Raw genomic sequence first — 18,291 nt, 5'->3', positions numbered from 1 at the left:
TGCTAAAGGGCCGGGTTGTTATAGCAGTGCCAGGTGAAGATGGCCGCTGCGCCCCGATGCGGACGCCATTGTTCGGCCAGCGCGCGGGCCTCCTGCTCGCTGGGGCGTGCATCCAGCCCCAGGATCTTGTGGATCCCCGCCTGCACGGCCAGATCGCCGGCGGGCCAGATGTCCGGCCGCCCCTCTGCGAACAGCAGGTAGATTTCCGCCGACCAGCGGCCGATGCCCTTGATCTGCACGAGTTGGGCGATCGCCTCCTCGTCATCGGCGGGCAGGTTTTCCAGGTCCAGCGTGCCGGCCACCACCAGTTCGCACAGCGAACGGGCATAGCCCTGCTTCTGGCGGGAAAGGCCACAGGCGCGCAGTGCATCGAATTCCGCGGCCAGCAGGGCTTCCGGTGCAATGCCCTTGCCCAGCAGGGCTTCCATTCGGCCCCATACCGATGCCGCCGCTGCCACTGAGACCTGCTGGCCGACGATCGTGCGCAACAGCGTGGCATAGCCGGTTGCCCGGATTCGCGGTTCGGGATAGCCGGCCCGTTCCAGCGCGCGCGCCATGGCCGGTTCGCGCGCGGCGATTTCGTCCAGTCCAAGTTTCAGTGCGTCGGCGTTCAAGCCCATCTTGCGTCTTTCTTGCCAAAGGGGGTTGCAGCCTTTAGCAGCCGCAGGCAAAGGCCGGAATGGGCATGTTATGATACATGCTGGATCAGAAAAAGGATGGACGGGAATGCCGCAGATTATTGTCGTCAACCAGTCGGGTGAAGAATCGACCGTCGAGGCGACCGTTGGCCGCACGCTGATGGAAACGATTCGTGACAGCGGCTTCGATGAACTTCTGGCACTGTGCGGCGGCTGCTGCTCGTGCGCGACCTGCCACGTCCACATCGATCCGGCTTTCGCGGACAAGCTTCCGACGATGAGCGAGGACGAGAACGACCTGCTCGACAGTTCGGATCATCGCAACGAATATTCGCGCCTGTCGTGCCAGGTGCCGATCACCGATGCGCTGGAAGGCTGCAAGGTCACGATCGCGCAGGAAGACTGAGAAGTCCCGCGATTTTCCGCTCTCGGGCGGATTGTGAACGGCAGGTTTGCGGATCGACGCAAACCTGCCGTTCTCGCGTCCGGACCATGCGTTCGACGTGAAAATTCACGTCAACTTTAGTGGTCCAAAGCGCAAATCGTTTGCGCCCGCGCCTTCGCGTTCCTAGTTGTGCGGTCATGACTGCTCCTGCACCTCAGCGTTCCACCCTCGACCTTATCGGCAACACTCCGCTCGTCCTGCTCAAGGGGCCCAGCGAAGCCGCGGGTTGCGAGATCTGGGGCAAGTGCGAATTTGCCAACCCCGGCGCCTCGGTGAAGGACCGTGCGGCACTGTGGATCGTGCGCGACGCGGAAGCGCGCGGCGAACTGAAGCCCGGCGGCACGGTGATCGAGGGCACGGCCGGCAACACCGGCATCGGCATCGCGCTGGTCTGCAACGCGCTGGGCTACAAGGCCGTGATCGTCATGCCGGACAACCAGTCCAAGGAAAAGATGGACACGCTGCGCGCCCTTGGTGCGCAACTGGTAACGGTTCCGCCCACCAAGTTTTCCGACCCCAACCACTTCGTCCACACCTCGCGCCGGCTTGCGGCCGAGACGGAAGGGGCGATCTGGGCCAATCAGTTCGACAATATCGCCAACCGCAAGTCGCACATCGAAAGCACCGCGCCGGAAATCTGGCAGCAGATGGACGGCCGGATCGATGGGTTTACGTGCGCGGCGGGCACCGGCGGCACGATCGCGGGCACCGGCATGGGCCTCAAGGCCTTTGACGAGGGCATCACCATCGCGCTGACCGACCCCTATGGCGCGGCGCTCTACAACTACTACGCCCATGGCGAGTTGAAGGCCGAAGGCAATTCGGTGGCCGAAGGCATCGGCCAGGGCCGCATCACCGCCAATCTGGACGGTGCCCCGATCGATACCCAGTTCCGCATTTCCGATGAGAAGGGCCTTGAATGGGTCCGCCGCTTGCTGGCGGAAGAGGGGCTGTGCCTTGGCCTGTCGTCCGGCATCAACGTGGCCGGCGCGGTGGAACTGGGCCGCAAGCTGGTTGCCGAAGGAAAGCGCGACGTTCGCGTGGCGACGATCCTGTGCGACACCGGTTTCCGCTACCTCTCGTCGCTCTACAATCGCGAATGGCTGGAGTCGAAGGGCCTGCCCGTCTTCCCTTGGCTGGCAAGCTGAGGTAAACGATCTGCCGATGGCAGGGAACATTCCGCCCAATCTGATCGAGCCGGCCGCTGCTCCCCAGCATTTCGTGCCGCCTTCCACGCGCGAATTGCGCGCGCAGGCGGTGCACCGGCTGCAAGTGGGCCTGTTCGGGCTCTGCGCGATGCTGCTGATCGTCGGATTGGCGAACATCATCATGGACCGTGCCCGGCTTGTCGACGCCGAAGACCCGATCCAGCAGGTCGTCGCCGCCGATGCCAAGCCGAAGCGGCAGGTGGCCGATCCGTTGGCCGATATCGGCGTGGTGCCGGCCGCCGATCCTTCGCCGACCCCCAGCGCCACCGGCGACGCCACGGAAAGCGCCGGAACCGCGCCGCTCGCGCAGTAAGCGGACTGCAGGCGTGAGGCGCGCTGGCGCCTGCTTGGCCGGGGCATTTCTTGTTCTCGCCGTTCTGGCTGCGTGTCATCGCCGGGACGATCCATCACCGCACATGCAAAAGATTGGCCTCGCCACCAGCCTCCCCATCCTCTGGGGAGAGGGGGACGATCCGCGCGAATGGTTGGCGAGTGGGGCGCCGCGTTCGTGGGCGGGTGACCTGCTTGCGGGGTGGGGCGAGATCCAGCCGCTGGACAGCCTTGTCGATGTGCAAGGGCGCCTGCCGTTGCCGGCCGACGCCATGCTCGTCATGGCGCAGCCACGCCCGCTGACGCCGCAGGAAAATCTGGCGCTCGACGCCTGGGTGCGCGGGGGTGGCCGCCTGCTGCTGTTCGTGGATCCGATGCTCACGCAGCCTTCGCGCTATTCGCTGGGCGATCCGCGACGGCCACAGGACATGGCCATGCTGTCCCCGATCCTTGCCCATTGGGGGCTGGAACTGCAGTTCGACCCCCGCGAAAAGTCCGGAGAGCGCCTGGTCGTGCTTGGGGAAGCATCCTTGCCGGTGAACCTGCCGGGCCGTTTTCACTTATTGGGGATTTCCGGGGACGGAACCTTCGATCGGGGAAATGGCGGGACGGAACCCCATTCGGGATCTTTGGGGAAATCCGGTGACGCTGCCGCATCCTGCAAACTGGAATCGGAGGGAATCCTTGCCAACTGCGGCATCGGTGCGGGCCGGGTGCTGGCATTGGCCGATGCTGCGCTGTTTGAGGAGCCGAGCGGCCGCGCCGACCGCCTCCTGCGTCGCGGGGCGCTGACGGCGCTACTTTCCCGCCTGAGACGTGGGGATTGAGCGGGGCGTTTTAGGGACAATCCGGGATACGTAATTTTCCTGAGTATCAACTCTTTAAAATCAATCACTTATTGAGTTAATACCAGGTTAATCCCCGGATCCCGGTGGGTGAACCGTGCCCCAAATCGGAGAGAATTTCGCGAAATCTTCCCTTCAATCCCCAAATTTCCCTTTAATCCCCCATCTTCCCGCTATACAAAGACAAGCAATCGGAATGGCTGAGTCTTGCCGTGCTCTCGCAGGAGGGGGCCGGACCCTGCGGCATTTGCTGCGGCGGGGGTGGCGTCGGTCATGCTGAAACGGGCCCGGCCGTACCGGGACGCGCAGCCAGGGATTGGCTGCAACAGGGCAAGAAGGGGCAGGCGGCATCGTCATGGCGGGGCGGCCATACATATACAACGGACAGGGCTTCTCGCTTTTGCGCGACAAGAACCGGTTCGTGCTGCCCAACGCCTTCCGCCCCACCGTGCGCGAATCGAGCGGCAAGGACATGCTCTGCCTCACCACGCATGACCGTTGGCCCTGCCTCGTGGGCTTTGGCTCCTCGCGCATTGAGGAGTTCGAGGACGAACTGAAGGAACAGCAGGACCTCGCCATCCGCGCCGGCAAGGAATTCGATGCCGACAAGCGCGCCAGCGACATTTATGCGTCCTACGAAGTTCCGTTCGACGGTTCCGGCCGTTTCGTCCTGCCCGAGGATCTGGCCGCGCTCGCCGGCGTGACCGACCAACTCTACTTCCGCGGCAACGGTCGTTTCTTCACCGTGTGGTCGCCCGAAAGCCTCTACGAAATGGACGATAGCTGGAAGGCGGCGCAGACCGCCTGCAAGAGCCTTGCCGCCAAGGACTTGGCGAAAGCAGGCCGCAAATGACCGGATCGCGCACCATTCCAGAGGGTGTCCCTCACGTGCCCGTGCTCCTTGAGGAGGTCGTCGCCGCCCTGAACCCCCGGGGCGGCGACGTCATCGTCGACTGCACGCTGGGCGCGGGCGGCTACACCCGCCGCCTGCTCGATGCCGGCGCCACCGTTCATGCTTTCGACCGCGATCCCGACGCGATTGCCGCGATCGAGGAAAACCGTGGAAAATGGCCGGAGCTGGACCTCAGCCCGCCGCGCCTCGTGTTGCATGCGCGCCGCTTCTCCGAAATCGTCGCCGGGCTTGAAGAAGCCGGAGTCACCACTGTGGACGGCGTCGTCATGGATATCGGCGTATCCTCTATGCAGCTTGACCAGGCGGAGCGGGGCTTCTCGTTCGGCGCCGACGGTCCGCTCGACATGCGCATGAGCCAGGACGGCCGCTCGGCCGCGGACTTCGTGAACGAGGCGGATGAGGCGGAGATCGCCGACGTGCTGTTCCAGTATGGCGAGGAGCGCCAGTCGCGCCGCGTTGCCCGCGCCATCGTGGCTGCGCGTCCGCTGGAAACCACGGCGGACCTTGCCCGCGTGGTGCGCAAGGCCATCGGCTACAATCCGGCCTACAAGGGCAGCAATGCCCCGAAGGACCCTGCGATCCGCACGTTCCAGGCGATCCGCATCCATGTGAATGGCGAACTGGACGAACTGGAAGAGTGCATGTCCGGTTCGGAAACCGTGCTGCGCGAGGGCGGCCGGCTTGCCATCGTCACCTTCCACAGTCTGGAAGACCGGATGGCCAAGCGCTTCCTGCGCGATGCGGCGGGGCAGGGGGGCACGACCTCGCGCCACCTGCCGCAAGTCGGCGGTGCGCAACCCACATTCGAAAAGCTCTCCAAGGCCATCCGCCCCGGCGAGGCCGAGTTGGAAGCCAACCCCCGTTCGCGCTCTGCCACGCTTCGCAGCGCCGTGCGTACCCAAGCCCCCCCCAGAACGCAGAAGCGGCACAAAGACAGGAGTCCGGCATGAACCTCACGCGCGATCGCGTCCATTCGATCGGATGGATTTCCGTGCTGCTGGTCTGCGGTGCGGCCACGCTTGCGCTCACGCTCCGGGTCAACGCGGTGAAAAGCGAGGTCCACTCGACCGAGAACCGCATCGTCCGCGTGCAGCAGTCGATCAACTTCCTTGAGACCGAGTTCCAGACCCGCTCCAACCAGCAGGCGCTGAACCAGCTCAACGAACTGGAGTTCGGCTACAAGGCGCCGTCCGCTGCCCAGTATATCGAGGGTGAGCGCCAGCTTGCCGCGCTGGGCAAGCCGATGGGGCCAGGTGCGCCGCAGCCGATCCGCTATGCCAATGCCGAACAGACCGGCAGCGATGGGGCTGAGGAAAAGCAGGGCACTGGCCTGCTGGCAATGGTCTCGCCGGTCGATCCGGCCCACGCGGCAACGCCGTCGCAGACCTCTGGCGCGGGTGCGAAGAACCGCGATCCGGAGCGTGAGGAAATGCTGCGTGATGCTGCCGGCCTCGGCAAGCGGCTGGCGCGCATCGAAGTGGCGGAGGCTGCCCAGCAGTGAACGCTCCCGCCTTCCCCATGGGCGCGATCCCCACCACGGTATCCACCGGGCGGCGCAAGCTGGTGAACGTTCGGCAGCGCTCGCTGCTGGTCGCCAAACTGCGCACGCTGTGGATCCTGGGGGTTTTCGCGCTGGTGGGGGTGCTGGCGCTGACGCGTATCTGCTGGCTGGGCGTTACCGGACCGGGCGGTCGCGATGGCGATCTGTCCGGCCTTCTCGTGCCCAATCGTGGCGAGATCGTGGACCGCAACGGCGTGCCGCTGGCGCGTGAGTTCAATACCTATTCGCTGTGGTTCAATCCCAAGGCGATGAGCGAAGGCTCGTCCCTGATCCACACGCCGGAACAGGTGGCGGATGGTCTGGTCCGCATCTTCCCCGATCTGAACCGCGCCGAACTGATCGCCAAGCTGCGCTCAGGCAAGCCGGGCTATCTGCGCAAGTCGATCCTTCCCGAAGACGCCAACAAGGTTCATGCGCTGGGTGAGCCCGCGCTGGAATATCCGATGGAGGCCACCCGCTATTACCCGCAAGGGTCGATGGCAGCGTCGGTGCTTGGCTATGTCGATACTTACGGCAAGGGCCAGGTCGGCATGGAAGAGGCGTTCGACAAGCAGCTGACCAGCGCGGACGGCCGCACCCACCCATCGGTCCTGTCGATCGATTTCCGCGTGCAGAGCGCGCTGGAAGACGAACTGGCGCGCGGCATGGCGCTGAGCAAGGCGAAGGGCGCGGCGGGCATCATCCTCGATGTCGATTCCGGCGAAATTCTCGGCCTTGCTTCGCTGCCCTCGTTCGATCCTAACCATGTCCAGCCTTCGGACCTGATGATCACGCCGGAACAGGCTGCGCAGGGCGATGTGCCGCACGGCTTCAACCGCGTGACCAACCAGGTCTACGAACTGGGTTCGACCTTCAAGCCGATCACCGTCGCTGCCGCGCTTGATGCCGGCACGATCACCGATCTGCGCCGCCGCTGGCCGGCTTCGCCACTGCATGTGGCAGGCTTCACGATTCACGATCTGCACAACTATGGCAGCTCGCTCAACGTGCTGGAAACGCTGATCCATTCGTCGAACGTGGTCACCGCGCAGATCGCCGACGAGCTGGGCGGCGTGCGACTGAAGCAGACGATGGAATCGCTGGGCATGAACCAGCGGCCTTATGTTGAACTGCCCGCACGCGGCTTCCCGCTCTGGCCGCGTGGCGAATGGCCGCGCCTGCGCACGATGACCGTCGCTTACGGCCACGGCATCGCGGTGACGCCGCTCCACCTGGCCTCTGCCTATGCGGCACTGGTCAATGGCGGCATCTGGCGCCCGGCTACGCTGAAGAAGCTGGATGCTGGTCAGGTGCCAGAGGGCCGCCGCGTGTTCACGGCAGCCACCAGTGCGCGCATTCGCCAGCTGCTGCGCATGATCGTGTCCTACGGCACCGGCCGCAAGGCCGATGCGCCGGGCTTCCGTGTGGGCGGCAAGACCGGATCGGCCGAAAAGCCAGGTGCGGGCGGTTATCGCCATCACTCGCTGATCGCCACCTTCGCCGCTGCTTTCCCGATGGACCGCCCGCGCTACGTCGTCATCGCCATGATGGACGAGCCGCAGGGCACCGAGGCCACCTCGTTCCAGCGCACCGCGGCATGGAACGCGGCGCCGGTGGTGGCGCGCGTGGTTCCCCGCATCGGGCCCTTGCTCGGCATCATGCCGGACGAGACCCGCGATATCGATGTCTCCGACCTCAAGCCGCTGATCCCGGCTGGCGGTGCTGAAGAGTGAGCCCCGAAGAATGAAGTTGAATGCCCTCTGCACTGCTGCTGACATGGCCGTCCCGGCAGGCGCGGATGTGAACGTGACGGGCTTTGCCATCGATCACCGCAAGGTCGCGCCTGGAACCGTGTTCGGTGCATTCAAGGGCGCGAAATTCAATGGCGAGGATTATATCGCCGATGCCATCAAGGCCGGCGCCGTCGCCATCGTCGCCAGCCCCGAGGCGAAGGTCGAAGGCGCGATCCACTTCTCCGCCGATGAACCGCGCCACCTGTTCGCACGCCTTGCCGCGCCGTTCTTCCAGCCCGTGCCGGAAACGCTGGTGGCCGTCACCGGCACCAACGGCAAGACTTCCACGGTCGAACTGACCCGCCAGCTTTGGCGCATGGCCGGGCAGCGCGCGGCCTCGATCGGCACGCTGGGCGTCACCACCAGCGACGAGACGGTTTCGACGGGACTCACCACGCCCGATATAGTCACGTTCCTGGCGAATCTGACCGGACTGGCGCGCGAGGGGGTGACTCACGTCGCCTACGAAGCGTCGAGCCACGGGCTTTCGCAGTTTCGCATCGAAGGTCCGCGCGTGGCGGCCGGTGCCTTCACCAACCTGTCGCGCGATCACCTCGATTACCATGCCGACATGGACGATTATTTCGCGGCCAAGATGCGCCTGTTCGACGATGTGGTCGTCGATGGCGGCACGGCCGTGATCTGGGCTGACGACGAATGGTCGGCCAAGGCGATTGCCCAGGCCGAAAAGCGTGGGCTGAAGGTATTCACCGTGGGTGCCAATGGCACCAGCATCCGCCTCTCGGGTCGCACGCCGGGCGGACTCGGCCAGAAGCTGGAGCTCGAGCACGACGGGAAATCCCGCGTGCTCGAGCTGCCGCTCATTGGCGCCTATCAGGCGGCCAATGCGCTGGTCGCAGCGGGCCTGGTGCTGGCGACGGGCGGCGATGCCCACACGACTTTCGATGCGATGAAGCGCCTTGTCACCGTGCGTGGCCGTCTTGAACGCGCCGCGATTTCTCCGGTTGGCGCGCCGGTCTATGTCGACTATGCGCACACCCCCGATGCGCTGGAGGCGGCGATCGCCGCGCTTCGGCCGCATGTAGAAGGGCGCCTGATCGTGGTGTTCGGCGCCGGTGGCGACCGTGACCAGGGCAAGCGGCCTGAAATGGGCAAGGTGGCGGCAGAGGGGGCAGACCTGGCCATCGTCACCGACGACAACCCGCGCGGCGAAGACCCCGCCGCGATCCGCGCCATGGTGCTTGCTGGCATGGACGGAAAGGGACGCGAAATCGGCGACCGGCGCGAGGCGATCCGCGCGGCGGTGGCCGAAGCCCGGCATGGGGACATCGTCCTCGTCGCCGGTAAGGGGCACGAACAGGGGCAAATCATCGGCAGCGGCGACAGCGTGCGCGTGCTGCCATTCGACGACGTTACCGTTGCCAGAGAAATGGCCGGTACGGTTGGAAGGTAGGAATGCCATGAACGCTCACGCCCGGATTCTCGAATGGCCGGTTGAAGCCGCCGAGGACTTGACCCAAGCGCTGTGGGATGCCGCCACACTCGCGCGGGTGATGAAAGGGGAAGCGAGCGGCGATTTCACCGTCTCCGGCGTCGAGATCGACAGCCGGGACGTTCAGCCTGGCGACCTGTTCTTTGCGCTGAAGGGTGAGGCGATGGACGGCCATCGTTTCGTGGAAGGCGCGGTCGCCAAGGGCGCCGCTGCGGTCGTGGTGGATCGCCCGGTCGATGGGCCGCATATCCTGGTCGAGAATACGACTGAGGCGCTGGAGCGCCTTGGCGCCGCGTCGCGCGCGCGGGCGCGCGGGCCGATCATCGGCGTCACCGGATCGGTGGGCAAGACCGGCGTGAAGGAAGCGATCTTCGAAGCGCTGGATCGGGCAAGCCGGGGCGATGCGCACCGTTCGGTCAAGAGCTACAACAACCACGTTGGCGTGCCGCTCAGCCTGGCGCGGATGCCGGCGCGGGCGCGGTTCGGCATCTTCGAGATGGGCATGAACCACGCGGGAGAGATCGCCGCGCTGACCCGTCAGGTGCGTCCGAACGTGGCCGTCATCACCACCATCGCCCCCGCGCATATCGAGATGCTGGGGTCGATGGAGGCCATCGCCGACGCCAAGGCGGAGATATTCCAGGGCCTGGAGCCCGGCGGCGTTGCCGTGATTCCGGCAGACAGCCCCTATTTCCACCGCCTGAAGGAAGCGGCCGAAGCGCTGGGCTTCGACATTGTCTCGTTCGGCAAGGCGGCCGATGCCGGCGTGCGCCTGCTCGATACCGTGCCGGCCATCGGCGGCGGATCGCTGGTGACGGTGGACATGCGCGACCGGCGCGTCTGCTACACGGTGGCGGCGCCGGGCGAGCATCACGTGATCAATTCCCTTGCGGTCATGGCCGCGGTGCGTGCGGTCAAAGGAGACCTCGGCGCCGCAGGCGTGGCGCTCGCCGAAATGGGCGGGTTGCCGGGACGCGGCGCGCGGCTCCAGATCGACGTTCCGGGTGGGGAGCCCGACGCCGAGGGCCGGCGCCGCGCCTTGCTTATCGACGAAAGCTACAACGCCAATCCCGCGTCCATGCGTGCGACGCTGGAACAGCTTGGCCGCACGACGGCCACGCGCCGGATCGCGGTGCTGGGTTCGATGAAGGAACTGGGCGCGCACGGCCCGGCCTTCCATGCCGAACTGGCGGCTCCGCTCGCCGCCGCTGGCGTCGATTACGCGGTTCTGGTCGGGGATGAGATGGGCGCGCTGGCAGATGTGCTTGCGAATGCTTCGGAATCCCCGGAATCGGGGAAAACGGGCAGCGTTCCGCTTGGCAAGCGCGTGCCCTTCGCGCATTGCCTGAGTGTGCGGGAAGCTGTCGATGCGCTGCGCGCGTTCGGGCTGGAGCAGGGCGATGTGATCCTGGTCAAGGGCTCGAACTCGGTTGGGCTGGCTTCTCTGGTAACGGATCTCGGTAAACAGGAAGGGTAGGGGGGCTCCCCCGCAAGATGCTGTATCTGATCGCAGAATGGTTCCATTTCGAGGGACTGTCCAACCTCTTCCGCTATCAATCCTTCCGTTCCGGCGCGGCGCTGATGACGGCGCTGGGCCTTGGCCTGCTGATCGGTCCGCGCTTCATCAACATGCTGCGCGTGCGTCAGGGCAAGGGTCAGCCGATCCGCGAGGATGGGCCGCAGAGCCATCTGGCCAAGCGTGGCACGCCGACCATGGGCGGCCTGATGATCCTGACCGCGCTGGTCAGTTCCATGATCCTGTTCATGGATGTGACCAATCCCTTCGTCTGGGCCTGCATCGCCGTTACCGTGGGCTTCGGGATCATCGGTTTCCTTGACGATTACGACAAGGTTTCCAAGCGCAGCACTGCCGGGCTTTCCAGCAAGCTGCGCCTTGGCCTTGAATTCGTGGTGGCGGGCATTGCCGCCTACATCATCGTCAGCCAGCTCAACACCAATCTCTACGTGCCGTTCCTTTCGGGGCGCTACATTCCGCTGGGGCCGTTCTACTACGTCTTCGCCGCCTTCGTGATCGTGGGCGCGGGTAATGCGGTGAACCTGACCGACGGTCTGGATGGTCTGGCAACGATGCCGGTGATCATCGCGGCGGGCACGTTCGCGATCATCTGCTACCTTGCAGGCCGCGTCGACTATGCGAACTATCTGGGCATTCCCCACGTGCCGCGTGCGGGTGAGCTTGCCGTGTTCTGTGCGGGCATCATCGGCGCCTGCCTGGCCTTCCTGTGGTTCAACGCGCCGCCGGCCGCCGTTTTCATGGGCGATACCGGCAGCCTTGCCCTTGGCGGCGCCCTTGGCGCGATCGCCGTTGCCGCGCATCACGAAATCGTGCTGGCCGTGGTTGGTGGCCTTTTCGTGCTGGAAGCCGTCTCGGTGATCATCCAGGTCTTCTGGTTCAAACGTACCGGTCGCCGCGTGTTCCGCATGGCGCCCATCCACCACCACTTCGAACAGAAGGGCTGGAAGGAATCGACCGTCGTCATCCGCTTCTGGATCATTTCGATCGTCCTTGCGGTGATCGGCCTCTCCACGCTCAAGCTGCGATAAGCGCGTGATCGTTTCTCCCGCCTTCGCCGGAAAGCGTTACGCGGTCCTCGGCCTCGCGCGTTCGGGTCTTGCTGCCGTGGAAACGCTGCTGGCCAGCGGCGCGCACGTGATGGCCTGGGATTCGCGTGACGAGCCGCGCCAGCAGATGGCAGGGCGCGTCGAACTGGCCGATCCGGTCACCGCCGATCTCACCGGCTATGACGGCGTGATCGTCTCGCCCGGCGTTCCGCTGAACACCCATCCCATCGCCGAAGCCGCGCGCCGCTACGGCGTGCCGGTGATCGGCGATATCGAGTTGTTCGCACTTGCCCGCGACAGCCTGCCCACGCATCGCGTGGTGGGCATCACCGGCACAAACGGCAAGTCCACCACCACCTCGCTGGTCCAGCATCTGCTGAAGTCGGCCGGGGTGGAGGCGCGTGTCGGTGGCAATATCGGCGTGCCGGTGCTGTCGGCCCAGCCGCTGCCCGAGGGTGGCGTCTATGTGCTGGAACTTTCCAGCTATCAGATAGACCTGACCCGCAGCCTCGATTGCGACGTGGCGGCGCTGCTGAACATCACGCCCGATCACCTCGATCGTTACGAGAACTTCGCTGCCTATGCCGCGTCCAAGGCGCGCCTGTTCGAGATGCAGGGCCCCCACCGCCCGGCCGTGTTCGGGAAGGGCGATGTAGAGACCGCCGATATCGCCGCCGTAGAGACGGCCCGGCGCGAACCCGGCCTCGTGCGCGAGGTGGATGGGCACGAAATCGCTGCGCTTCAGAAGAACTGGCCTTCGCTGCAGGGCCCGCACAACCTTCAGAACGCCGCCGTTGCCGTCGCCATTGTAGAGGCGCTGGGCATTCCGGCGGCCAAGTGGAAGCCGGCGCTGCGCAAGTTCCGCGGGTTGCCGCACCGCATGGAGCGCGTGGCGGAGGCGAATGGCGTCATTTACATCAACGATTCCAAGGCCACCAACCCGGCCTCGGCCGCGCCGGCCATCGCCGCGTTCCCGCCCGACCCCAAGCCGCGCATCCACTGGATCCTGGGCGGCTTGCCCAAGGGTGACGACCTTGACGAATGCGCGCCGTACTTCGGCAATATCGCCGCCGCTTACACGATCGGCGATGCCGGCCCGCGTTTTGCCGAAATCCTTGCGCCCTATACGCGCGTCCACCGCAGCGAGATGATGGCCGAAGCCATCCGCGAAGCCATGGCCGAAGCCGTTCCCGGCGACATCGTCATGCTCTCGCCCGCGTGCGCCAGCTTCGACCAGTTCCGTGACTACGAGGCGCGCGGGCTGGCTTTCCGCCAGATCGTCGAGGCGCTGCTGGAAACGCAGGGCGCAGCGGCGGCCGCAGGGGAGAAGCACTAGGATGGCCACGACCGCGCCGGGGGCAGTGCCCGCCAACGTCCGCTACAACCGCAACCGTCGCGGCCAGCTGGCGATCTGGTGGCAGGAGATCGACCGTACGTTTCTGGCCCTCGTGCTGATCCTGATGGGGATCGGTGCGATCGCCGTTGCGGCCGGTTCCCCGGCGAGCGCGCGTCGCCTTTCGACCTCGCAGGAACATCTGCCCTCGCTCTACTTCTTCTGGTTGCACGTGCGCTGGCAGTTCGTGGGGCTCTGCGCGATGTTCTGGGCTTCCAGCCTGTCGAAGGACAGCGCGCGGCGGCTGGGCATCCTGATTGCGGGCATGATGATCTTCGGCCTGCTGCTGGTGCCGGTGGTGGGTTCGGAAGTGAACGGCGCCAAGCGCTGGCTGCACTTCGGCATCTCGCTCCAGCCTTCGCAGTTCCTGGGCACGGGCTTTCCGATCCTGCTGGCGTGGATCCTTTCGTGGCGCGCGCGCGATCCCAACATTCCGGTGGTGGCGCTGTGCTTCTGCCTGATGGGCCTTATCGGCGCGCTCTTGATGGCGCAGCCGGACTTCGGCTCGACCATGCTGTTTTCCGGCACCTTCTTCGTGATGATCCTGCTGGCGGGCATCCCGCTGAAGCGCATCGGCATGTTCGCGGGCGCGGGCGTGGCCGGTGTCGTCGTCATGTATTTCACGTACGCCAACGGCCGAAATCGCATCGATTCGTTCCTTTCGGGCGGCAACGCATTCGACCAGGTGGACCTTGCCCAGCGCACGCTGCTGAACGGTGGCTGGTTCGGGCAAGGCTTCTGGATGGGCATCCGCAAGATGGCGCTGCCCGAAGCGCATACGGACTACATCTTCTCCGTCATCGGTGAGGAGTTCGGACTGATCGCCTGCATGGTGATCGTGTGCCTCTACCTCGCGCTGCTGGTGCGGGTGATGCTGCGTCTGGTGGATGAGGAAGACCTGTTCACGGTGCTGGCCGCCGCGGGCATCGCTTCTCAGTTCGGCGGGCAGGCGTTCATCAACATCCTCGTCAACCTCCAGCTCTTCCCCTCGAAGGGCATGACCCTGCCGCTGATCAGCTACGGTGGATCGTCGACTGTCGCCATGTGCTTGACGGTGGGCCTGTTGCTGGCAATCACGCGCCGCAACCCCTTTATCAAGCGCGAGGCATTCTCGCTGCGCGCCATCGGAGACGCTTCTTCATGAGTCTGGTCAGCCGCCACTACGTTCTCGCCGCGGGCGGGACGGGCGGACACCTCATTCCCGCCTTCGCGCTTGCCGCCGAACTGGATCGCCGCGGACACCACGTTGCGCTCATCACCGATGAGCGCGGCGCCGCGATTCCGGGCAAGCCCGATTACCTGCCCGCGCACGTGCTGCCGCAGGGCCGCATTGCGGGCAAGAATCCGCTGAACTGGCTGAAGGGCCTGCGCGGCATCCTGGAAGGCAAGCGCATGGCGTTGCGGCTGTTCGAAAGCTTCCAGCCCACCGCCGTGATCGGGTTTGGCGGCTATCCGGCGCTGCCGACGATGCTGGCCGCGCGCTCTGCCCGGATCCCGACGATCCTGCATGAGCAGAACTCGGTCCTCGGCCGCGTGAACCGCTATTTCGCGGGCAAGGTCGATGCCATCGCCACCGCTTTCGAACAGGTGGACCGGCTTGATCCGAAGCTTTCCGGTAAGGTCACGCTGGTCGGCAACCCGGTGCGTGACGAAGTGCTGGCCCTGCGTGATGCGCCGTTCCCCGAATTCACCGAGGATAGCCTGCTGCGCATCCTCGTCACCGGCGGCAGCCAGGGCGCGCGTGTCCTTTCCGAAGTCGTGCCCGACGGTCTGGCCATGCTGCCCCCGGCGCTGCGTTCGCGCCTTCAGGTGATCCAGCAGTGCCGGCCCGAAGACATCGAGGCGGTGCGCGCTCGCTATGCCAGCCATGGCATCCCGGCCGAACTGGCGACCTATTTCGAAGATATGGCAGAGCGCCTTGCCGGCGCGCACCTGTTCATTGGCCGCTCCGGCGCATCGACCATTGCCGAACTGACCGATGTGGGGCGCCCGGCGATCCTGATCCCGTTGCCCATCGCCACTGACGATCACCAGGCAGCCAACACGCGTGAAATCGTGGCGGCCGGCGGCGCCCGCGCGATCCGTCAGGAAAACTTCACCGCCACCACGCTCGCCAAGCAGATCCAGGCGATGGCGCTGCATCCCGAAACGCTGGCCAATGCCGCCCACGCCTCGTGGAACTGTGGTTATCCCAATGCCGCGAGTGACCTTGCCGATCTCGTAGAGAGCTTCGGTGCGAGCCCGATCATGGACGTAATTCGAATGGACAAGACCGTGCCCGCCAGGGGCAGCGAAGCCCTGGCCCGCAAGGGAGGCGTCGCATGAAGGGCGTCGGCACCGATATCGGCACGATCCACTTCGTCGGCATTGGCGGCATCGGCATGTCCGGCATTGCCGAGGTGATGCACAACCTGGGCTATGTGGTGCAGGGCTCCGACATTGCCGAAGGCTACGTGGTGGAAGGCCTGCGCAAGCGCGGTATCAAGGTCTCGATCGGCCACGCGGCGGAGAACGTGGAAGGCGCGGCCGTGGTCGTCACCTCCACCGCCGTGAAGCGTGAGAATCCCGAAGTGGTCTACGCGCTCGAACACCGTATCCCCGTGGTGCGCCGCGCGGAAATGCTGGCCGAACTGATGCGCCTGAAGAACACCGTTGCGGTGGCCGGTACCCACGGCAAGACCACCACCACCTCGATGGTGGCGGCGCTGCTCGATGCGGGCGGCGTAGACCCGACGGTCATCAACGGGGGCATCATCAACGCCTACGGCTCCAACGCGCGCCTGGGCGAGAGTGACTGGATGGTCGTGGAAGCGGACGAGAGCGACGGTTCGTTCCTGCGCCTCGACGGTACCATCGCCGTCGTCACCAACATCGATCCCGAGCATCTCGATCACTACGGCTCGTTCGACAAGGTGAAGGATTCCTTCGTCGAGTTCATCGAGAACGTGCCGTTCTACGGCTGCGCGCTGCTCTGCATCGATCACCCCGAAGTGCAGGCGGTGATCCCCAAGGTGCGCGACCGCCGCGTGGTGACCTACGGTTTCTCCGCGCAGGCCGACATTCGCGGCGAGAACGTGACGCCGGTTCCGGGCGGCAATCGCTTCGACGTGGCACTGCGTCAGCGTGACGGCTCGTTCCGCCGGATTGAGGGCATCGAACTGCCGATGCCGGGCCGCCACAACGTCCAGAATGCGCTCGCCGCCATCGGCGTTGCGGTGGAGATGGGCTGCTCGGATGCCTGCATACAGACCGGTTTCTCCAAGTTCGGCGGTGTGAAGCGCCGCTTCACCAAGGTGGGCGAGATCGAAGTCGAAGGCGGTGTCGTCACCGTGATCGACGATTACGGCCACCATCCAGTGGAAATCCGCGCCGTGCTCGCCGCCGCGCGTGAAGGCGTGAAGGGCCGCGTCATCGCCGTGGTCCAACCACACCGCTTCACCCGCTTGCGCGATCACATGGATGACTTCGAAGGCGCCTTCAACGATGCCGACGTGGTCTACGCCGCCCCGGTTTACGCCGCCGGAGAGCAGCCGATCGAGGGTGTCGATTCCGATCACATGGTCTCGGGCATGAAGGCGCGCGGGCATCGTTCGGCGCAAGTCATCGCCGGGCCGGACGCGCTGGCTGACGTACTCGCTACTTCGATCCAGCCGGGCGACATGGTCGTCTGCCTTGGCGCGGGCGACATCACCAAGTGGGCCGCCGGTTTAGCCGATGCCGTGGTCAAGCGGAGGGCCGCTTGAGCCAGGTTGCCCATCTTCCTGAAGTGCGCGGTAAGCTGACGGCCGATGCGCCGTTGGCCCCGCTCGTCTGGTTCAAATCCGGCGGCGCGGCGCAGTGGCTGTTCGAGCCCAAGGACTTGGCAGACTTGCAGGCGTTCCTGCGCGATCTGGATCCCGCCGTTCCGGTCATGGCGCTGGGCCTCGGCTCCAACATGATCGTGCGCGACGGTGGCGTTTCCGGCGTGGTGATCCGCCTGGGCAAGCCTTTTGCCAAGGTTGCGAAGGTGGACGACGTGACGCTGGATTGCGGGGGCGGTGCAAGCGGCATCCTCGTCTCTTCGACCGCGCGTGACAGCGGCATTGCCGGCGTGGAATTCTTGCGCTCGATCCCCGGCACGGTCGGCGGCTTCGTGCGCATGAACGGCGGCGCCTACGGTGGTGAGGTCAAGGACGTGCTGGTCGATTGCGACGTCGTCCTGCGCGATGGCACGCTGGTGACGCTGAACAATGCCGATCTCGGCTACACCTATCGCCATTCGGAATTGCCCGTAGGCGCGGTGGTCGTCTCCGCCCGCTTCAAGGGCCAGCCCGGCGAGCCCGAGGCGATCCAGACCGAGATGGACCGCATCTCCGCCAGCCGAGAGGCCAGTCAGCCGTTGCGCAGCAAGACCGGCGGATCGACCTTCAAGAACCCCGAAGGCCACAAGGCATGGCAACTGGTGGACGAAGCCGGCTGCCGCGGCCTTTCTATCGGCGGCGCGCAAGTGAGTGAGAAGCACACCAACTTTCTGCTCAACGTGGCCGACGCCACGAGCAGTGATATCGAAGCGCTGGGCGAGGAAGTCCGCCGTCGGGTCAAGGAAAAGTCGGGCGTCACGCTCGAATGGGAAATCCAGCGGGTGGGGCGGCCGTGAAAGGGGTTTTCGGAAAATTTGCGGGCGGAAAGCGCGAACTTGACGAGCAGGAACAAGCGGTTCTCGACAACGTGCGAGACCATGGTTGCCAGTCGCAATTCGTGTTCGATCCTGATGGTAAAGAGCCCGATTTTGCCTATTCGATCGGCTTCCCGGTGTCGGTCGGTCAACCGGAGGTCATCGTATATGGCCTAAGACGCGATCTGATGCACTTTATGGTCAACGAGATGCGTCGGCAATGTGCGGGCGGTCTTGTCCTTGGCGAGGGGGTCGTGGTCAGCGGGCTTCTGGAAGATTTCGATTGCGTCCTGCGTCATGTGACTGATCCCGTGGCGATCAAGGAGCATCTCGGTTGGGCCATCTGGTATCACCGCAGCCAGCATGGGAATGCTGTTAAGGAAGCATATCAGATCGTTTGGCCCGGCGCGCAGCAAGGCCTTTTCCCGTGGGACAATGGGTGCGACGATTACGTGATTTCCCAACAACCTGCCCTCTACTAAAAGAGTATTCATTG

At 65.1% G+C, this 18,291-nt stretch carries 18 protein-coding genes; 17 read left to right on the top strand and 1 reads right to left on the bottom strand.

Annotated features, from left to right (window positions below):
* Nucleotides 1-2: 2 nt before the first annotated feature.
* Entirely contained in the window at nucleotides 3-620 is a 618-nt protein-coding gene (locus WBP06_RS11435; RefSeq protein ID WP_395327582.1) for a DNA-3-methyladenine glycosylase family protein, read from the bottom strand.
* Between the two features lie 106 nt (nucleotides 621-726).
* Between WBP06_RS11435 and WBP06_RS11430 the strand changes: the two genes are divergently transcribed.
* The 17 genes from WBP06_RS11430 (at nucleotide 727) to WBP06_RS11350 (ending at nucleotide 18,277) form a co-directional block, all read left to right on the top strand.
* Nucleotides 727-1,044, top strand: coding sequence for a 2Fe-2S iron-sulfur cluster-binding protein (locus WBP06_RS11430; protein WP_395327579.1), 318 nt, complete (start codon nucleotides 727-729; stop codon nucleotides 1,042-1,044).
* A 176-nt stretch (nucleotides 1,045-1,220) separates the two neighbouring features.
* A complete protein-coding gene (locus WBP06_RS11425; protein WP_395327576.1) occupies nucleotides 1,221-2,231 on the top strand; it encodes a cysteine synthase A in 1,011 nt (336 codons plus the stop codon).
* A gap of 16 nt (nucleotides 2,232-2,247) precedes the next feature.
* The gene (locus WBP06_RS11420) at nucleotides 2,248-2,604 is read left to right on the top strand and encodes a hypothetical protein (protein ID WP_395327573.1); all 357 of its coding nucleotides are present in this window, start codon (nucleotides 2,248-2,250) and stop codon (nucleotides 2,602-2,604) included.
* Nucleotides 2,605-2,707: 103 nt separating this feature from the next.
* Nucleotides 2,708-3,448 carry a Gldg family protein gene (locus WBP06_RS11415; RefSeq protein ID WP_395327571.1) on the top strand — a complete coding sequence of 247 codons (741 nt, stop codon included), beginning with the start codon at nucleotides 2,708-2,710 and terminating at the stop codon, nucleotides 3,446-3,448.
* A 373-nt stretch (nucleotides 3,449-3,821) separates the two neighbouring features.
* A complete protein-coding gene (locus tag WBP06_RS11410) occupies nucleotides 3,822-4,319 on the top strand; it encodes a division/cell wall cluster transcriptional repressor MraZ (protein WP_395327568.1) in 498 nt (165 codons plus the stop codon).
* On the top strand, nucleotides 4,316-5,329 hold the full coding sequence (gene rsmH, locus WBP06_RS11405) for a 16S rRNA (cytosine(1402)-N(4))-methyltransferase RsmH (protein WP_395327565.1): 1,014 nt from the start codon (nucleotides 4,316-4,318) through the stop codon (nucleotides 5,327-5,329). The genes WBP06_RS11410 and rsmH overlap by 4 nt, the downstream gene beginning before the upstream one ends.
* Entirely contained in the window at nucleotides 5,326-5,880 is a 555-nt protein-coding gene (locus WBP06_RS11400; RefSeq protein WP_395327562.1) for a hypothetical protein, read from the top strand. The genes rsmH and WBP06_RS11400 overlap by 4 nt, the downstream gene beginning before the upstream one ends.
* Nucleotides 5,881-5,897: 17 nt before the next feature.
* Nucleotides 5,898-7,652 carry a peptidoglycan D,D-transpeptidase FtsI family protein gene (locus WBP06_RS11395; protein ID WP_395334132.1) on the top strand — a complete coding sequence of 585 codons (1,755 nt, stop codon included), beginning with the start codon at nucleotides 5,898-5,900 and terminating at the stop codon, nucleotides 7,650-7,652.
* 10 nt (nucleotides 7,653-7,662) lie between these two features.
* Nucleotides 7,663-9,126 carry a UDP-N-acetylmuramoyl-L-alanyl-D-glutamate--2,6-diaminopimelate ligase gene (locus WBP06_RS11390; RefSeq protein WP_395327559.1) on the top strand — a complete coding sequence of 488 codons (1,464 nt, stop codon included), beginning with the start codon at nucleotides 7,663-7,665 and terminating at the stop codon, nucleotides 9,124-9,126.
* 7 nt (nucleotides 9,127-9,133) lie between these two features.
* Complete coding sequence (gene murF / locus WBP06_RS11385; protein ID WP_395327556.1) at nucleotides 9,134-10,642, top strand: UDP-N-acetylmuramoyl-tripeptide--D-alanyl-D-alanine ligase; 1,509 nt, start codon at nucleotides 9,134-9,136, stop codon at nucleotides 10,640-10,642.
* 17 nt (nucleotides 10,643-10,659) lie between these two features.
* Nucleotides 10,660-11,730 carry a phospho-N-acetylmuramoyl-pentapeptide-transferase gene (gene mraY, locus WBP06_RS11380; protein ID WP_395327553.1) on the top strand — a complete coding sequence of 357 codons (1,071 nt, stop codon included), beginning with the start codon at nucleotides 10,660-10,662 and terminating at the stop codon, nucleotides 11,728-11,730.
* A 4-nt stretch (nucleotides 11,731-11,734) separates the two neighbouring features.
* Nucleotides 11,735-13,084, top strand: coding sequence for a UDP-N-acetylmuramoyl-L-alanine--D-glutamate ligase (gene murD, locus WBP06_RS11375; protein WP_395327551.1), 1,350 nt, complete (start codon nucleotides 11,735-11,737; stop codon nucleotides 13,082-13,084).
* A gap of 1 nt (nucleotide 13,085) precedes the next feature.
* Nucleotides 13,086-14,285: an FtsW/RodA/SpoVE family cell cycle protein gene (locus tag WBP06_RS11370; protein ID WP_395327548.1), complete on the top strand. Its 1,200-nt coding sequence runs from the start codon at nucleotides 13,086-13,088 to the stop codon at nucleotides 14,283-14,285.
* The gene (gene murG, locus WBP06_RS11365; protein ID WP_395327545.1) at nucleotides 14,282-15,466 is read left to right on the top strand and encodes an undecaprenyldiphospho-muramoylpentapeptide beta-N-acetylglucosaminyltransferase; all 1,185 of its coding nucleotides are present in this window, start codon (nucleotides 14,282-14,284) and stop codon (nucleotides 15,464-15,466) included. The genes WBP06_RS11370 and murG overlap by 4 nt, the downstream gene beginning before the upstream one ends.
* A complete protein-coding gene (murC, locus tag WBP06_RS11360; RefSeq protein ID WP_395327543.1) occupies nucleotides 15,463-16,884 on the top strand; it encodes a UDP-N-acetylmuramate--L-alanine ligase in 1,422 nt (473 codons plus the stop codon). Before murG ends, murC begins: the two co-directional genes overlap by 4 nt.
* Nucleotides 16,881-17,777: a UDP-N-acetylmuramate dehydrogenase gene (gene murB / locus WBP06_RS11355; RefSeq protein ID WP_395327541.1), complete on the top strand. Its 897-nt coding sequence runs from the start codon at nucleotides 16,881-16,883 to the stop codon at nucleotides 17,775-17,777. The genes murC and murB overlap by 4 nt, the downstream gene beginning before the upstream one ends.
* The gene (locus WBP06_RS11350; protein ID WP_395327539.1) at nucleotides 17,774-18,277 is read left to right on the top strand and encodes a DUF4262 domain-containing protein; all 504 of its coding nucleotides are present in this window, start codon (nucleotides 17,774-17,776) and stop codon (nucleotides 18,275-18,277) included. Before murB ends, WBP06_RS11350 begins: the two co-directional genes overlap by 4 nt.
* Nucleotides 18,278-18,291: the final 14 nt, after the last annotated feature.

This window comes from Novosphingobium mississippiense, from assembly GCF_044029535.1.
Taxonomy (GTDB): Bacteria; Pseudomonadota; Alphaproteobacteria; order Sphingomonadales; family Sphingomonadaceae; genus Novosphingobium.
Note: the sequence above shows the minus strand (reverse complement) of the source record. Positions and strands in the feature narration are given on the sequence as shown.

What these genes read in the sequence shown, in the direction of transcription:
- WBP06_RS11435 (WP_395327582.1), bottom strand. Translation starts at nt 620, where the DNA reads ATGGGCTTGAACGCCGACGCACTGAAACTTGGACTGGACGAAATCGCC.
- WBP06_RS11430 (WP_395327579.1), top strand. Translation starts at nt 727, where the DNA reads ATGCCGCAGATTATTGTCGTCAACCAGTCGGGTGAAGAATCGACCGTC.
- WBP06_RS11425 (WP_395327576.1), top strand. Translation starts at nt 1,221, where the DNA reads ATGACTGCTCCTGCACCTCAGCGTTCCACCCTCGACCTTATCGGCAAC.
- WBP06_RS11420 (WP_395327573.1), top strand. Translation starts at nt 2,248, where the DNA reads ATGGCAGGGAACATTCCGCCCAATCTGATCGAGCCGGCCGCTGCTCCC.
- WBP06_RS11415 (WP_395327571.1), top strand. Translation starts at nt 2,708, where the DNA reads ATGCAAAAGATTGGCCTCGCCACCAGCCTCCCCATCCTCTGGGGAGAG.
- WBP06_RS11410 (WP_395327568.1), top strand. Translation starts at nt 3,822, where the DNA reads ATGGCGGGGCGGCCATACATATACAACGGACAGGGCTTCTCGCTTTTG.
- rsmH (WP_395327565.1), top strand. Translation starts at nt 4,316, where the DNA reads ATGACCGGATCGCGCACCATTCCAGAGGGTGTCCCTCACGTGCCCGTG.
- WBP06_RS11400 (WP_395327562.1), top strand. Translation starts at nt 5,326, where the DNA reads ATGAACCTCACGCGCGATCGCGTCCATTCGATCGGATGGATTTCCGTG.
- WBP06_RS11395 (WP_395334132.1), top strand. Translation starts at nt 5,898, where the DNA reads ATGGGCGCGATCCCCACCACGGTATCCACCGGGCGGCGCAAGCTGGTG.
- WBP06_RS11390 (WP_395327559.1), top strand. Translation starts at nt 7,663, where the DNA reads ATGAAGTTGAATGCCCTCTGCACTGCTGCTGACATGGCCGTCCCGGCA.
- murF (WP_395327556.1), top strand. Translation starts at nt 9,134, where the DNA reads ATGAACGCTCACGCCCGGATTCTCGAATGGCCGGTTGAAGCCGCCGAG.
- mraY (WP_395327553.1), top strand. Translation starts at nt 10,660, where the DNA reads ATGCTGTATCTGATCGCAGAATGGTTCCATTTCGAGGGACTGTCCAAC.
- WBP06_RS11370 (WP_395327548.1), top strand. Translation starts at nt 13,086, where the DNA reads ATGGCCACGACCGCGCCGGGGGCAGTGCCCGCCAACGTCCGCTACAAC.
- murG (WP_395327545.1), top strand. Translation starts at nt 14,282, where the DNA reads ATGAGTCTGGTCAGCCGCCACTACGTTCTCGCCGCGGGCGGGACGGGC.
- murC (WP_395327543.1), top strand. Translation starts at nt 15,463, where the DNA reads ATGAAGGGCGTCGGCACCGATATCGGCACGATCCACTTCGTCGGCATT.